Source organism: Synechococcus sp. UW179B (assembly GCF_900474245.1).
Classification (GTDB): Bacteria; Cyanobacteriota; Cyanobacteriia; order PCC-6307; family Cyanobiaceae; genus Synechococcus_C.
Genome location: NZ_UCNZ01000007.1, coordinates 67,991 through 83,219 on the forward strand (window position 1 = coordinate 67,991; position 15,229 = coordinate 83,219).

Here is a 15,229-nt window from a genome sequence, read left to right on the forward strand (position 1 = left end):
GAAGTTATTTTTTTGGGCCTATTCTGTGCTTGCTTTGAACTGTTTCTGGGTTTGATCAACGCAAGCAGGCCATGGGATGACGAGGTGGTACGTCTAAGGCTTTGGCGACGCCTGGATGGCAGACGGAGCCCTGCACCGTATTGAGACCAGATAGCAATTCAGGTCGCTCCGTGACCGCTTCCTCCAGGCCGCGCCCTGCGATGCCAACGATGTAAGGCAAGGTCACGCTCACCAGGGCTTCGGTGGAGGTGAACGGCACGGCGCCAGGCATGTTGCCCACGGCGTAATGCTGCACACCGTGAATGGTCACGGTGGGGTTGGTGTGCGTTGTTTCGCGGCTCGTGGCGATGCATCCGCCTTGATCGATGGCCACATCAACGATCGCTGAGCCTGGCTTCATTCCTTTCACCATCGCTTCATCGACCAGTGTTGGTGCCCTGCCTCCAGGGGTTAAGACGGCGCCAATCAGAAGATCAGCCGTGGGGATTAAGCGCTCGAGCAGACCGCGGCTGCTCACCACGCTCATCAGGCGTCCGCTTCGATAGGCCTCCAGGCTGCGTAACCGTTCCGGGGAGCGATCCAGAAGCATCACTTCCGCATCCATGGCAGCCACCAGACGCGCTGCATTCCAACCCACCGTGCCTGCACCCAGGACCACCACCCGGGCTGGTTGCACACCAGTGCAGCCTCCGATCAGCACACCTCGGCCTCCTTGGGGGCGCTCCAGCAAGCGAGCCCCCACTTGTGCGGCAAGCCTGCCAGCGATTTCGCTCATGGGCGCCAGCAGCGGCAGGGTTCCGTTTTCCAGTTGCACCGTTTCGTAGGCAACCCCCGTGGTGCCAGCTGCGAGAAGAGCTTCTCCCACCTCTGGGTAAGCCGCTAAATGCAGGTAGGTGAACAGCACCATGTCATTCCGCAAAAAGCGGAATTCTTCCGGCTGTGGTTCCTTCACCTTGACAACCAAGTGAGCACCCCAGGCTTGTTCTTGATCCACGATCTCTGCGCCTGCTGCGGCGAAGGCCTCGTCGTCAATCCCTGCTCCGGAGCCGGCACCGCTCTGGATCCGCACCTCCAGTCCATGGGTGACGAGTTCTTTGACGGCATCCGGTGTCAGCGCGACGCGTTGCTCATCAACCTTGATCTCTGTGGGGACTCCGATGGTGGCCATCGGAGCCGTCAGTACGGATTGAGCCATGGCTGCCGAAGACGATCCTTCAATCTGACCCTGCTCAGCCGGATTGGCCACTGGTCTATGCGTCTTGAAATCAGCGGGCGGCGATTGGGAGCCTCCAACCGGTCCCGAAGGCCTGTCGGCTCACTTTCAGAACAGGAGGCGCTTGGCGGCGTTTGAATTCCGCGCGCCGAAAGAGTTGCTCAATCCGCTTCACGTCCGCCGGGTCATGCCCAGCTGCGATCAATTGAGCGCCTGAGCTGTGCTTCTCGATTAAATCATTCAGAAGCGGATCGAGCGTTGCGTAGTCAGGAAGGGAGTCACTGTCCTGTTGGTCAGGGCGTAGCTCAGCACTCGGTGGTTTGGTCAGGATTTCTCGTCCGATCAAGTCGCTGTGCTCTGGAAGTCCAAGTTCTTGGCGACAGGCCATGGCATCAGAGCTGTCTAACCAGCGGCAGAGGGAAAACACCGTGGACTTGTAGAGATCACCGATCACCGCGAGCCCTCCATTCATGTCGCCGTAAAGGGTGCAATACCCCACGGCAAGTTCTGATTTGTTGCCCGTCGAGAGCAGGAGCTGTCCTTGCTGATTGGCAACAGCCATTAGCAAAGTGCCTCGAATGCGCGACTGCAGGTTTTCTGCCGTGACGCCCGACGGTGCTTGGTCCAGTGCGGGGGTCAGGGTGGTTTCAAACCCCTGCATCAAGGTTTGAATGGGCACGGTTGTCGTGGAAATTCCCAGGCGTTCTGCAAGCGCCTCTGCATCATCAATCGACCCAACAGAGCTCCAGGGAGAGGGCATGAGCAATGCCTGAACGCGGTCTGCTTTGAGTGCCGCTGCTGCAATGACCGCCACAAGAGCTGAGTCGATGCCGCCACTGAGACCCAGCAGGGCGCGTTGAAAACCGCATTTTTGGGCGTAATCCCGCACGCCGAGCACAAGGGCTTGGAACAGTTGCTCAAGATCAGCGCTTTCCGTGGGGGGCGACGTGCCTACCGATGCATCAGAACCCCTTTCACTGCTGTCCCAGCAGGCGATGGCTTCCTGGCAGGTGGGAAGTTGCAACGCCACCTCACCGCTGGCTGTCATCACGAAACTGCCGCCATCGAACACCAATTCGTCGTTGCCCCCCACCTGGTTCACATAAATCACTGGGCAATGAAGACGGTTGGCAGCGCGGGCGCTGAGCTGATGTCGGATGGATGCTTTGGTTCTTCCGAAGGGGGACGCGGAGAGGTTCAGCAACACATCCACTTGCTTTGGGATGAGATTGGCAATCGGATCTGGTCCCACCAGGCGTTGTGCCTGAAGCGCATCCTCAACCCACAGGTCTTCGCAGATGGTGAGCCCCAGGCGCCAAGTCTGCCCTTCCGATTCAAAACTCAGAACACTGGGTTGGTTGGCAGGTCTGAAATAACGCGATTCATCAAAGACGTCGTAGGTGGGAAGGAGCTGTTTGCGGGCGACGACGCGCCAACCGTTGGCCTCTACAAGGGCTGCCGCATTGAAGAGTCGTGGATGTTGCTGGTCTGGGGCTGGTTCCACAACCCCCACCAGCAGTGCCGTTTGCGGCAGCTTCTCCCTAAGCCCCTGTTGCAGCTGGTTGAGGGCTTCGCTCTGCTGCTGGAGATGCTCTGGACTTAGCAGCAGGTCTCGGGGTGGGTAGCCCCAAAGGGAAAGCTCTGGGCTCACCACAAGGGCGGGAGCGGTGCCCTGCGCCTGATGGCTGATTTTGAGACAAGCGTCTAGGAGCCGTTTGGCGTTCCCGGACAGATCGCCCACCAGAGGATTGGTCTGGGCCAGGGCGATGCGCATGGCAATTCAGGAAGGAGCGTCTTGGAGTCCATAAAGATTGTGCTGCAAGAGGAGGGGCCAAAGCGGTTTTGGGATTTGATCCGCAGCGCTCGTTTTGCGAATGCTTGAGCTGGCTGTCTCAGGAATCTGTAAGGGCAACACAGTGATCTGGGCGCCGAGCTGGCGGAGTCGTTCGAGGTGTTCGGGCTTCAACGGCCAACCCTTCCGCGGCACCACCCCCAGCTGGCAGCGCTTGAGCCAAAGCTCGCTTTGTCTCCAATGGGGGATCTGAGCAGCCAAATCACTGCCCACCACAAAGCAGAGCTCGTGATTGGGCCATCGACGTGCTGCCCGTTCAAGCGTGGTGATGGTGAACGGGCTGCTGAGGGTTTGGTCGATGCTCACCCGTGGGTTGTCGATGGCCATCACCAAGGCCTGGAGCAGCTCGCTGCGGAGCTCGAGGCAGGCATCGTGGCGTTTCATTGGGTTGTCGCTAGCCCAAGTGGCGACGCGTTGAAAGTGATTCAAAAGGCCTTCAAGGAGAGCCTGATGCCCGAGCGTTGGTGGATCGGCGCTCGTGCCGAGCAGGGCGATGGTTGCGGTCATGGCAAGAGCCCGTCACGCCGGGGCCGATTGGGCGGCTGTGGCCACTCGGCAAGCAGACGTTGCATGCCGGTATCGCTGCGTACCAGGCGCCGCATGAGGGTCGTCGGTGCTGGATTGTCCCTCCTGCCTCGACCGCGTTGATCGACCAGCCAACGTGCTGTGAGCCGACCTGTTCTGCGCGTGGTGTGCACAGCGAGAGCCGCCTGGGCGACGGCGACGGGGGCCGCTGGACCCAGGCTCAAGCCTCCGGAAAAGGGTGCGGCGATCAGCAACAGCTGTTGAAGTCCAGAGAGCGCCAGCTGAAGTCCCAGTTGGACGCCTCCCAACATGGCGTTATGTCCTGATAGCCGTTGCATTAGCCGTCGTGCTGCTGGGCCTCCCATCGGCAGGTCATAGAGCTTGCAGAGCTGCACCACCAAAGCGGTATCGCAGGCCAAGCCTCCGGCTAGATCGAGCAACACCAAAGGATTGGCCGCAACCCCTGTGGCCTTGAGTGCTGCGTAGCGGCCGATCAGGCCTTGCGCATCTTGTCGTCGGCGCTCCAGTCGCCCTAATTCCAGTTGTTGTTGGAGCCGTTCTGCTTGGCGGAGGGCGTTTAAGGCCAAGAGGGCTTGGCCTTGCTCTTTCAGCAGATTGATCACAGCAGTGCGTAGTGGTTTCACCATCGCTGGCTGTCGCTCGCTGCGCACCCGGCCATCCGAGCGTTGGCAGGCTTTGCGAGGGGCGGCTGAAACGGCAATCGCTTGAGGAATCCTTGCGTGATGGTTGCGGTAACACCGCTCCCGGATCCTTTGGCTAATGCTTTCCCGGAGGCTGTCGAGTTGCTCTGGGGGGCAACAATCACTGCGGTTCAGCACGGGAAGCACCGGCTTGCCACTGCTGATTAAGGTCTCCAAGGCATCGAGCTCAACCCTGCTGATGTCGGCATCCAACACGAGAAGTACAAGATCGGACTGCAGGGCCACCCGCGCTGCCAGTCGCGCGCGCGCTTCCGCTGCAACTTCATCGATTCCTGGTGTGTCGACGAGTTCAATCGCGTGGAGACCAGGAATGGAGATCGTCCAAGGCAGAGCTTGTTGTTGTCTCGTGCAGCCGTGAGCGACGTCGGTGGCCAGGAGGTCTTGACCGATCAGCGCATTGACGAGGCTTGATTTTCCCACTCCCACGCGGCCGAATACGGCGACGCGCAGCTTCAGAGTCGATAAGCGCTCCAGTTGCCGGTCCAAGCTCCTGAGCGAACCAGCCAAGACGGTTTGTTCCCGGCGGTTGAGCTGGAGCTGAGATCGCCAGGTTTGCAGCAGCGAAAGGCAGCGCTCTGTGGTGGATGTAGGCGAGGACGTCGTCATGACGCCCCATTGGCTCCTGCTGACTTGCGCCACCAGCCAGCGAGCACGGCCAGAACCGCATCCGGACCAATCACGCCCACAAACCCTCCGAATTCATCCACCACAACACGAACCCCGCTGTTGTCGCGACGGAAGGCTGTCAGCAGGCGATCGGCCCGAATCATTTCAGGCACAAATTCGACGGGCTCGCTCAGATCGGCTGGGGTGAGTTGACCTTGATTTTGAACGAGTGCCGCCAGCAATCGGTCTCGACTTGCGACACCCAGAACCTTGTCAACGGCATCACCCAGGACCACCCACCATTGCGCCTCGTTTTCGAGCAGGGCGGACCTCAGCTGCATCAGTGTGCTCGCTCCGTCCAAGCTCGGAGCAGCAACCCTTGGTGTCATCAAATCCCGCGCGGTGAGGTCGTTGAGTTGGAACACCTTGGCGATCATCGCGGCTTCATCCGCTTCGATTTGGCCGGTTTGGGACCCCATACGGGCCAGCAGTCGAATCTCCTCTTCGTCTGTGTTGAGTTCGCTTTCCTGGGTTAAGGCCGGCAGCAGTCTTTCCAGGAGAAGGACGAGCGGACGCATGAGAACGCCAAGCAGGTGCAAGACCGGAGCACTCGCGAGTGAAACAGGCAGCGCCAGGCGGGTTCCGATCGCCTTGGGGAGGATCTCCCCCAAAAGAATCACCAGCACGGTGAGACCAATGGAGAACAGGGGCAGAGCTACGGAGCTGATGCCCATGTCTTCGAACAGCCAAGCGGCGTAACCACCGAGCATCAAGCTGCCGAAAATATTGAAGCCGTTGTTTGCAATCACCAGAACCGACAGGGTCCGGCCGAGTCGCTGACGGAGCTGGGCCAATCTCCGTGCACCGGACACCGGCTTGGATCGACCGGCGAGTTCGAGAACGCGAACAGCGTTCACGGAGAGCAGAGCAGCTTCGACGCCAGAACACAAGGCGGATCCTGTGAGGACCACGACCACAAGCAGAATCAGGATCAGCAGGTCGTGAGTCATGCCTGGATGCTTTGCCTGCCATCCTGACGTTTACCTGGTGCCCTGTCTCCGTCGTGGTTCATAGTTCGCTCCCAATTGATGCTCAGGGTTACGCCGATCGGCGTCAGCGGTTCATGGCCCATCTTGGCGGTGCGGCGGCTGTGATTCCAGCGGCAACCCTGGTGACACACCATGCCGACTGTGAGTGGCCCTTTCGTCAGAACAGCGACTTCTGGTATCTCACAGGCTTTGATGAGCCGGATGCCGTCGCCCTGTTTTTGCCCCATCGGCCTGAAGGCGAGCGCTACGTGTTGTTTGTGAACCCTCGTGAGCCAGGGGCCGAGGTCTGGACAGGACGGCGGTGGGGCACTGAGGGGGCTGTGGATCAGTTCGGCGCGGATGTGGCCCATCCCCGCTCTGAATTGGCCCAACATCTGCGTGGGTATCTGAAAGATGCCGAGGGCATTGCCTTCCGCACGGGCCATCACCCGGCGGTGGAGTCCGTGGTGCTCGAGGTTTGGTCTGAACAATTGGATCGGGCGTCGCGAAGGGGTGCCGCGGCTTTAGGGCTGGTGGCGCCCTGCCCGGTTCTGCATGAACTTCGCTTGCGCAAAGATCCGGCGGAGCTTGATCGGATGCGTGAGGCGTGCCGCATTTCAGCCCAGGCTCATGAGTTGGCGCGTGCCGCTGTGAAGCCCGGAATGAATGAGCGACAGGTGCAAGCCCTCATCGAGTTTCACTTCCTTGATCAAGGGGCACGGGGCCCTGCCTATGGTTCAATCGTTGCGGGAGGTGATAACGCCTGCGTCCTGCATTACATCGACAATCAGGATCCGCTCAAGGACGGTGATTTGTTGCTGATCGACGCCGGGTGCTCAATTGGTGACTACTACAACGGTGATATTACCCGTACCTTTCCTGTGAACGGCCGCTTCAGCGGTGAACAGCGCGCGCTCTATGAATTGGTTCTGAGCGCTCAGGAGTCGGCCATTGCCACCGTGAGGCCTGGAGGAACAGCGGAGGAGGTGCATCAGACCGCTTTGCGAGCGCTTGTGGAGGGTCTGTTGGATCTTGGACTCTTGGCTGGAGATGCTGACGGAATCATTGAGCAGGGTGCTTATCGCCATCTCTACATGCACCGCACGGGGCACTGGCTTGGGTTGGATGTGCACGACGTTGGCGCTTACAGGCTTGGTGAGCACCATGTCGAACTGGATCCAGGCATGGTGCTCACCGTGGAACCTGGTCTCTATATCAGTGACCGCTTACCGGTTCCGGATGGCCAGCCTGAAATCGATGACCGCTGGAAAGGGATTGGTATCCGCATTGAAGATGATGTGGCCGTTCTCAAGGATGGTTATGAGGTCTTGACGGCTACGGCCTTGAAGGATGTTGCCTCGATGGAGCGTGGATGACCTTTAGCTCGCAACTTGCAGGGAAATCCAGACCAAACCAACGGACAAGAGCATCAGGCCATCGAGCTCGCTGAAAGGGCCATTCTTTGCGCATCAACGCTGAGTGGGGTTCCAGTTGAGTGCCGCTTGGGTGTCGGTGAGGATCACCTCTGCTCCTGCAGCCCGTAGGGTCTGCTCGTAGTGCGCTCGCGCCTCAGATTGCGCTGGGAGTTGTAGGTGGGGAGGTGCAACCGCCAAGCTCATCCAGCGTTGTTGCGGGACCTGCTCCCGGGCTCGAATCACGGTGTTGACGTCCGCCACGGTGTCACCGAGATAGGCAATCAGTGGTGCGTCGGAACCGAGGTTGCCATCCACAAGGGTGCTTGCCAGCCTGATGAGCCCTTCTGGATCAGGTTTGTCTGGCGCATCCCCCATCGCTATCAGGGGAGGGTTCTGCAAGCCGAGACGTTGCTCCAGTAGGAAGCGAGCAGAAGGGGGCTCTGCTCCGCTCACGAATCCCCAAAGAATGTCTCGATTCGTCAGGTCTGAAAAAAAGTTTCGATCGACGAGGAGGGGCTCATCGCAAATAAATCCATCCCAAGCGAAGGGATCTCCCTCTGGTTCAGATCCGAAGTAAAAACGGCTGAAAACGTTAATCAGATCAGCGCGACTGGGTAGGGCCGCTGAGTGGGAGGACGAGTTGGGTGAGGGATGGGTCAGCGCGTGCCGACGTAAAAGTTCAAGGCTTGCATCCCAGTCATTGTTCCAGCGTCCTTCACCCTTCAGGGCATCAACCGTCTCGTGACCAGGCTCCCACCCGCAGTAGTGATGAACGGTGGCCTGGAGTGCACGGCGATAACTGCCTGCCACATCCCGAATAACGCCATCAATGTCGAAAAGCAGGATTGCTTGTGGCTTTGATCCTGAAGATTGCAGGGGGATTTGGCTTCAGCAACTGGTAAGTTAGTTCTTTGTCCTTCATCCTTGAGCCCTGACACCATGACGGTTTCCGAAGGCGCAGCCGTCGACCAGGAGGTCGCAACAGAGGCAGCAGCAGCTGATGCAGCACCCCAGGCCGGCGCAACACCCGCGGGTGATGCCGCTCCCCAGGGCGAAGATGCAACTCCTAAGGGTGAAGTGTCAGATCAGCAGCAGGAGCCCAAAGAAGGTCGTCCAGTGATGCGCGGCGGCAGTGCAGCACTTGCTTCTGCCACCATCGATGCGGATGGAGTTCCCTCTGGCTATACCCCAAAAGCCGATGAGGGACGCTTCTTGCTGAAGATTCTCTGGCTTCCTGACAACGTGGCTTTGGCGGTTGATCAGATTGTTGGCGGTGGCCCCAGCCCCCTGACGGCTTATTTCTTCTGGCCTCGTGAAGATGCTTGGGAGACTCTCAAAAGTGAGTTAGAAGGCAAAAGCTGGATCACTGATAACGAGCGTGTTGAAGTTTTGAATAAGGCCACTGAGGTCATTAACTACTGGCAAGAAGAAGGCAAAGGCAAGAGCCTTGACGAAGCAAAACTCAAGTTCCCCGACGTTACTTTCTGCGGTACTGCTTGATCCGAACGAGGACTCTTCGTTTAATGATCAAGTGTTTAGCCCCGTTTCGACGGGGCTTTTTTATGTCTTTGCGACGGGGAATGTTGAAATCAGTTTTGGGAGACACATTCAATCCATAAAAAAGCACCCTGTTTAGGGTGCTTGATTTAGATCCGGCGTTGTTTTTTACAACTTAGGTTGATTTGCTTGCCTGGGCGCGTGCTCTGGCTCGTTCAAAAAGTTGCTGCGCTTTCACTTTTTCAGGAGTGGAAGGCTGGCCTTCGAGCTTGGTGACGGCAGTGCGTGCAGCGGAAAGATCACTTTCAGCTGATGTGGAATCGATATTGACGCCGAGCTCGGCTGAGTTCACCAAAACGGTTACATCATCGGATTCAACTTCAGCAAAGCCACCCATCAGGGCGATGGATTGCCAATTGCTGTCGGTACGCACTCTTAAAACTCCAACGTCGAGCGCTGCGAGCAAGGAAACGTGGCCAGGAAGAATGCCGACTTGACCGGTGGTGCTTGGAAGGATCACCTCATCGGCCGAACCATCGAACACGCTCTGGTCTGGTGCCAGAACGCGGAGGGTGAGGGACATGGAAAGAAGACTGCGGAGAGTTGGAAAGCGAGTTGTTGATCATATTCAGGGCGCGCAAGCGCCCCGATGGGGATCAATTGGCTTCAGCCGCGATCTTCTCGGCCTTGGCTTTGACTTCGTCGATGTTGCCGACCAGATAGAAAGACTGCTCTGGAAGGCTGTCGAGCTCGCCAGCAAGAATTTGATTGAAGCCACTGATGGTGTCTTCAAGCTTCACGTACTTGCCAGGCATTCCGGTGAAGATTTCGGCAACGAAGAAGGGCTGGGATAGGAACTTCTCGATTTTGCGAGCACGATCCACAGTCTGACGGTCGTCTTCAGACAGTTCATCCAAGCCAAGAATGGCGATGATGTCTTGAAGCTCCTTGTAACGCTGAAGGGTGGATTGAACAGCACGGGCTGTGCGGTAGTGCTCATCACCCACAACTGCTGGCTGAAGCATGGTGCTTGTGGAATCGAGAGGATCCACCGCGGGGTAGATACCCTTCGAAGCCAAGGCACGGTTCAGAACCGTTGTTGCATCGAGGTGAGCAAACGTTGTGGCAGGAGCTGGGTCGGTGAGATCGTCAGCAGGGACGTAAACGGCCTGAATGGAGGTGATGGAACCTTCCAGTGTGGAAGCGACGCGCTCTTGAAGAGTACCCACGTCTGTACCCAGGGTGGGCTGGTAGCCCACAGCTGACGGCATCCGACCCAAGAGAGCGGAAACCTCAGAACCGGCTTGCACGAAGCGGAAGATGTTATCCACGAAAAGCAGAACGTCCTGCTTGTTCACATCGCGGAAGTGCTCTGCCATGGTCAGAGCTGAGAGACCTACGCGCATGCGAGCGCCGGGAGGCTCATTCATTTGGCCGTAGCAGAGGGCCACTTTCGACTTGGAGAGATCGTCGGCGTTGATCACACCGGACTCCTTGAATTCTTCGTAAAGGTCGTTGCCTTCGCGGGTGCGCTCACCCACACCGCCGAACACAGACACGCCGCCGTGTTCTTTGGCGATGTTGTTGATGAGCTCCTGAATCAAGACGGTTTTGCCCACTCCGGCACCACCGAAGAGGCCAATTTTGCCTCCCTGGCGGTAAGGGGCGAGAAGGTCGATCACCTTGATGCCTGTCTCGAACACCTTGGGCTTGGTTTCGAGTTCAGTGAGCTTGGGAGCTTCTCGGTGAATGGGGGAAGTGAGGTCAGTATTGACAGGGCCTTGCTCGTCAACGGGCTCTCCGAGCACGTTGAAGATTCGGCCCAAGGTGGCTTCTCCCACAGGGACAGAGATGGGTGAGCCAGTGTCCAAGGCTTCCATTCCGCGCACAAGACCATCGGTGCCACTCATGGCCACCGCACGGACTCTGTGGTCACCAAGCAATTGCTGGACTTCGGCGGTTAGGCCGATCTTTTCACCAGCAGTGTTGGTGCCCTCAATACGTAACGCGTTGAGAATTTTGGGGAGTTTGCCGGCTGGAAATTCCACGTCCAGAACCGGTCCGATTACCTGACGGACAACGCCCTTGGAACCGGTAGAGGCAGGAGCAGCAGCGGCCATAAGTAAGGAGAAGTGAGAGGGACGCGCAACAGGACGATCCCTTCCTGAGCGGCAGAACCTTAACACCGTCTTGATGTTGCTCTCGCTGTTCGGTCACCCGCACAGGTCACCGCTGGTGCTTGACCCATGCACGGACCTAACTTTGGCACTCATCGATCCCGAGTGCTAACTCGCGTCGATCGAGCGGCGCCTAGCGCCCTGTCCCTGCTTCTCAAATACCTATGGCAGCTGTTTCTCTCAGCGTTTCCACCGTTAAGCCCCTTGGAGACCGCGTCTTCGTAAAAATCTCTGAATCCGAAGAGAAGACTGCAGGCGGCATCCTTCTTCCTGATACTGCCAAAGAAAAGCCTCAGGTGGGCGAAGTTGTCCAGGTGGGTCCTGGCAAGTCCAACGACGATGGAAGCCGTCAGGCTCCTGAAGTCAGCATCGGCGACAAGGTTCTGTACAGCAAATACGCCGGTACAGATATCAAGCTTGGCAGTGACGAGTACGTCCTGTTGTCCGAGAAAGACATTCTTGCTGTTGTGGGTTGACAGCAATCCCTCTGAGTTTCATCTCAGAAACGACCGTATTTTCCTCTTACATCTTTTTTAATCGCCTCCTATGGCTAAGCGAATTATTTATAGCGAGAATGCTCGCCGTGCTCTCGAAAAAGGCATCGACATTCTCACCGAAGCTGTTGCAGTAACCCTCGGCCCAAAAGGTCGCAATGTGGTTCTTGAAAAGAAATTTGGTGCTCCTCAAATCATCAACGATGGAGTCACGATCGCCAAAGAGATTGAGCTAGAAGATCACATCGAAAACACCGGTGTTGCTCTGATTCGTCAGGCCGCATCCAAAACCAATGACGCTGCTGGCGACGGCACCACAACGGCGACCGTTTTGGCTCACGCCATGGTGAAAGCAGGCCTTCGCAATGTTGCAGCCGGCGCCAATGCCATCACTCTGAAGAAGGGTATTGATAAGGCTTCTGATTTCTTAGTCGGAAAGATTCAAGAAAATGCAAAGCCGATTGCAGACAGCAACGCCATCGCTCAAGTTGGCACGATCTCAGCCGGTAATGACGAAGAAGTTGGCAAGATGATTGCCGACGCCATGGATAAGGTTGGCAAAGAAGGTGTGATTTCTCTTGAAGAAGGGAAATCGATGGAGACTGAGCTTGAGGTCACTGAGGGTATGCGTTTCGATAAGGGCTATATCTCCCCTTATTTCGCAACAGATACTGAACGGATGGAAGCGGTTCTGGATGAGCCTTACATCCTCTTAACTGATAAGAAGATCGGCTTGGTACAAGATTTGGTGCCTGTTCTTGAGCAAATTGCTCGCACTGGTAAGCCTCTCCTGATTATTGCTGAGGACATTGAGAAAGAAGCCCTCGCCACCTTGGTGGTGAATCGCTTACGCGGCGTGCTCAATGTGGCTGCAGTAAAGGCTCCTGGCTTCGGTGATCGCCGCAAAGCGATGATCGAAGATATGGCGGTTTTGACCAACGGCCAGTTGATTACGGAAGACCAAGGCCTCAAGCTTGAAAACGCCAAGCTGGAGATGTTGGGCACTGCCCGCCGCGTCACCATCAACAAAGACACCACCACGATTGTTGCCGAAGGCAATGAGGCGGCTGTGAAGACGCGTTGCGAGCAGATCAAGAAGCAGATGGACGAGACTGATTCCACCTACGACAAGGAGAAGCTCCAAGAGCGCCTAGCCAAGTTGGCCGGTGGCGTTGCTGTTGTGAAGGTGGGAGCAGCAACCGAAACAGAGATGAAGGACAAGAAACTTCGTCTAGAAGATGCCATCAACGCCACTAAGGCCGCTGTAGAGGAGGGCATCGTTCCTGGAGGCGGTACAACCTTGGCTCACATGGCACCAATCTTGGAAGAGTGGGCAGCCGCCAACCTGTCCGGCGAAGAGTTGATCGGTGCAAACATCGTGGCTTCAGCGCTGACTGCTCCCCTGATGCGCATCGCTGAGAATGCTGGTGTGAATGGCGCTGTCGTTGCTGAAAACGTCAAGTCCAAGTCGTTTAACGAGGGCTACAACGCTGCCAATGGTGAGTATGTCGACATGCTTGCTGCTGGCATTGTTGATCCGGCCAAGGTGACCCGCTCTGGTTTGCAAAATGCTGCATCGATCGCTGGCATGGTGCTAACCACCGAATGCATCGTGGTTGATATGCCTGAGAAGAAAGAAGCTGCTGCTGGTGGCGGTGGTATGGGCGGCGACTTCGACTACTAAGCGCGGGTTCCCCACCAAGTTTTCAGCCTCCGTTAACGCGGGGGCTTTTTTAATGGATGGGACTCGATCAGTTACGCAGCGTGACGCCTTCAGAGGATGAAACCTGATCAGGGTCGATCGATTCGCCAAAGCTCTCTGAAAATGTTCAGGATGAACAGTTTTTGAGTGCTTTGGTTTGCAACGGTATCGATGAATACAAAAAGGGCTCTTTTGTCGTCCCGTCTTCGTCGATTCCTCATCGCCCTATTGGTGGTGCCAGCACTTCAACTATTGAGTGCTGCCTTGCTTCCTGCCTACGCCGGAGAGACGGCCCTTTTGGCAGCTGACAACACCCTGGTTCTGACGTCCTCGGCTTTGGTGCTGTTGATGACGCCTGGTTTGGCGTTTTTCTACGGCGGGTTTGTCCAATCTCGAAACGTACTCAACACGATGGCGATGAGCTTCGTGATGATGGGACTTGCCACGTTGGTGTGGGTCACCTTTGGATTCAGTCTTGCGTTCTCCGATGGGGGTGCCTTGCAAGCTGTTGTGGGTAATCCGTTCTCCTTTGCTTTGTTGGAGAACGTGCCTCCCGTCTGGGATGGACTGGCGATCCCAGGTCTTACCTTTGCGCTCTTTCAGGGCATGTTTGCGATCATCACGCCTGCTCTGATCTCGGGTGCGCTGGTGGAGCGGATCAGTTTCAAGTTTTGGTGTGTGTTCAGCCCGATTTGGTTGTTGCTGGTTTACGCCCCTTTGGCCCATATGGTTTGGGGTGGGGGCTTCCTTGGTAAAGATCTTGATTTCGCCGGTGGGACGGTGGTTCATATCAGTTCTGGCGTATCGGCATTGGTGCTCGCTGGGCTGGTGGGCTCGCGCCGTCAGTGGCCTAACGCCGTGCGTCCTCCCCACGATGTCAGTCAGATTCTTCTGGGGACGGGTCTGCTCTGGTTTGGTTGGTTTGGTTTCAACGGTGGAAGTCAGTTGGCGGTAGCCGGTGCAGAGTTGCCGTTTACGACAACACACATCTCAGCAGCCGCGGGCTTGGTGGCTTGGTCTTTGATCGAGACGTGGAGGAGTGGCAAACCCACCGTTGTTGGTATGGCCACAGGTGCTGTCGCTGGCTTGGTTGGTGTCACCCCGGCGGCTGGGTTTGTCACCCCCGGTGCGGGAATGGCCATCGGTGCCATCACGTCGTTGTTTTGCTTTGCCTCAGTTCAGCTCAAAGTGAGACTTCGATTTGATGATTCTCTCGATACCTATGCGGTTCACGGTGTGGGGGGCACGATTGGCGCCTTGCTAACGGGTGTTTTTGCCAGTTCTGACTTGATTGCTGGGCATCCTGCTGCCAACGTTTTGATCGAACAGGGACGGGGTGCTCTGATTGTTGGGCAACTGCAAGCCGTCTTGGTGGCCTATGGCTTGGCAGCTGTTGGCACGCTCTTGATCACGTTCGTTTTGAGGGGTCTGGGCCTGCGCTTCCGGGTGTCACAAGAAGCGGAAAACCTGGGAATTGATGTGCAGGCCCATGGAGAAGAGGCCTATGCCGAACGGGTTGGTTCTCCTCAGTTCCAGTGAATCGCTACGGCTGCTGTCTTGATTCCTTTGGTGATGATGTCCACCTGCAAGGCCCAGGGCGTCATCACGCTTCTTTAAAGCAACCCTGCTGATCCGACGAAAAAAAATTGAAAACAACGCGGATTTTGTTCCAAATATATGGTCTTTAACTCGTCTTTTAAAACTCAATTCATGCATGCGTAAACGATGAATTGACGGGATGGGATGACATTAGATTCAGACGAGGAGTTAACTGAGCCAGCCTGCGCTCAGAATCACAGCGAGTGCGAGGAAAAATGAAAGTGTTGTCCAGGTAATGCGATTCAGCGTTGCTTCTGCACTGCTAGAGCTGGTGAACGATGAACTTCCACTGGCCGCGATACCTCCCATTCCATCCCCTTTGGGACTGTGCAGGAGGACGAGCAGAATCAGAACGGCACCACTGCCGATCCAGACCCAGGAGAGAACAGTCGTAAGCAT

Annotated in this window: 14 protein-coding genes; 5 read left to right on the forward strand and 9 right to left on the reverse strand. The window is 56.9% G+C overall.

Annotated features, from left to right (window positions below; genetic code table 11):
• Positions 1–55 precede the first annotated feature (55 nt).
• The 5 genes from ald to DXY38_RS04190 all read right to left on the reverse strand — a co-directional run bounded on the left by ald (position 56) and on the right by DXY38_RS04190 (position 5,928).
• A complete protein-coding gene (gene ald / locus DXY38_RS04170; RefSeq protein WP_006854311.1) occupies positions 56–1,195 on the reverse strand; it encodes an alanine dehydrogenase in 1,140 nt (379 codons plus the stop codon).
• A 70-nt stretch (positions 1,196–1,265) separates the two neighbouring features.
• Complete coding sequence (locus tag DXY38_RS04175) at positions 1,266–2,987, reverse strand: NAD+ synthase (protein WP_115070595.1); 1,722 nt, start codon at positions 2,985–2,987, stop codon at positions 1,266–1,268.
• A 6-nt stretch (positions 2,988–2,993) separates the two neighbouring features.
• Positions 2,994–3,572 (reverse strand): nicotinate-nucleotide adenylyltransferase, encoded by a 579-nt coding sequence (locus tag DXY38_RS04180; RefSeq protein ID WP_115070596.1) that lies wholly within the window; start codon positions 3,570–3,572, stop codon positions 2,994–2,996.
• Positions 3,569–4,918 carry a GTP-binding protein gene (locus DXY38_RS04185; protein ID WP_115070597.1) on the reverse strand — a complete coding sequence of 450 codons (1,350 nt, stop codon included), beginning with the start codon at positions 4,916–4,918 and terminating at the stop codon, positions 3,569–3,571. The genes DXY38_RS04180 and DXY38_RS04185 overlap by 4 nt, the downstream gene beginning before the upstream one ends.
• On the reverse strand, positions 4,915–5,928 hold the full coding sequence (locus DXY38_RS04190; RefSeq protein WP_115070598.1) for a CNNM domain-containing protein: 1,014 nt from the start codon (positions 5,926–5,928) through the stop codon (positions 4,915–4,917). The genes DXY38_RS04185 and DXY38_RS04190 overlap by 4 nt, the downstream gene beginning before the upstream one ends.
• A gap of 53 nt (positions 5,929–5,981) precedes the next feature.
• On the opposite strand from DXY38_RS04190, the gene DXY38_RS04195 reads away from it, so the two are divergent.
• A complete protein-coding gene (locus DXY38_RS04195) occupies positions 5,982–7,322 on the forward strand; it encodes an aminopeptidase P N-terminal domain-containing protein (protein WP_115070599.1) in 1,341 nt (446 codons plus the stop codon).
• Between the two features lie 93 nt (positions 7,323–7,415).
• On the opposite strand, the gene DXY38_RS04200 is transcribed toward DXY38_RS04195, so the two are convergent.
• Positions 7,416–8,207, reverse strand: a complete 792-nt coding sequence (locus DXY38_RS04200) for a TIGR01548 family HAD-type hydrolase (RefSeq protein ID WP_115070600.1) — start codon at positions 8,205–8,207, stop codon at positions 7,416–7,418.
• Positions 8,208–8,300: 93 nt separating this feature from the next.
• Here DXY38_RS04200 and DXY38_RS04205 point away from each other — a divergent pair, with 93 nt between their 5' ends.
• The gene (locus DXY38_RS04205; RefSeq protein WP_006854303.1) at positions 8,301–8,861 is read left to right on the forward strand and encodes a 30S ribosomal protein PSRP-3; all 561 of its coding nucleotides are present in this window, start codon (positions 8,301–8,303) and stop codon (positions 8,859–8,861) included.
• Positions 8,862–9,033: 172 nt separating this feature from the next.
• Here the strand turns inward: DXY38_RS04205 and atpC are convergent, their stop codons facing one another.
• Entirely contained in the window at positions 9,034–9,441 is a 408-nt protein-coding gene (gene atpC / locus DXY38_RS04210) for an ATP synthase F1 subunit epsilon (RefSeq protein WP_006854302.1), read from the reverse strand.
• Positions 9,442–9,514: 73 nt separating this feature from the next.
• Complete coding sequence (gene atpD / locus DXY38_RS04215; protein WP_115070601.1) at positions 9,515–10,978, reverse strand: F0F1 ATP synthase subunit beta; 1,464 nt, start codon at positions 10,976–10,978, stop codon at positions 9,515–9,517.
• 221 nt (positions 10,979–11,199) lie between these two features.
• Here atpD and groES point away from each other — a divergent pair, with 221 nt between their 5' ends.
• The 3 genes from groES to DXY38_RS04230 all read left to right on the forward strand — a co-directional run bounded on the left by groES (position 11,200) and on the right by DXY38_RS04230 (position 14,770).
• A complete protein-coding gene (gene groES, locus DXY38_RS04220) occupies positions 11,200–11,511 on the forward strand; it encodes a co-chaperone GroES (RefSeq protein WP_006854300.1) in 312 nt (103 codons plus the stop codon).
• A gap of 70 nt (positions 11,512–11,581) precedes the next feature.
• Positions 11,582–13,213: a chaperonin GroEL gene (gene groL, locus DXY38_RS04225; protein WP_115070602.1), complete on the forward strand. Its 1,632-nt coding sequence runs from the start codon at positions 11,582–11,584 to the stop codon at positions 13,211–13,213.
• Positions 13,214–13,402: 189 nt separating this feature from the next.
• Positions 13,403–14,770 carry an ammonium transporter gene (locus DXY38_RS04230; protein WP_115070603.1) on the forward strand — a complete coding sequence of 456 codons (1,368 nt, stop codon included), beginning with the start codon at positions 13,403–13,405 and terminating at the stop codon, positions 14,768–14,770.
• Positions 14,771–14,998: 228 nt separating this feature from the next.
• Here DXY38_RS04230 and secG read toward each other — a convergent pair whose 3' ends face one another.
• Positions 14,999–15,229 carry a preprotein translocase subunit SecG gene (gene secG, locus DXY38_RS04235; protein ID WP_006854296.1) on the reverse strand — a complete coding sequence of 77 codons (231 nt, stop codon included), beginning with the start codon at positions 15,227–15,229 and terminating at the stop codon, positions 14,999–15,001.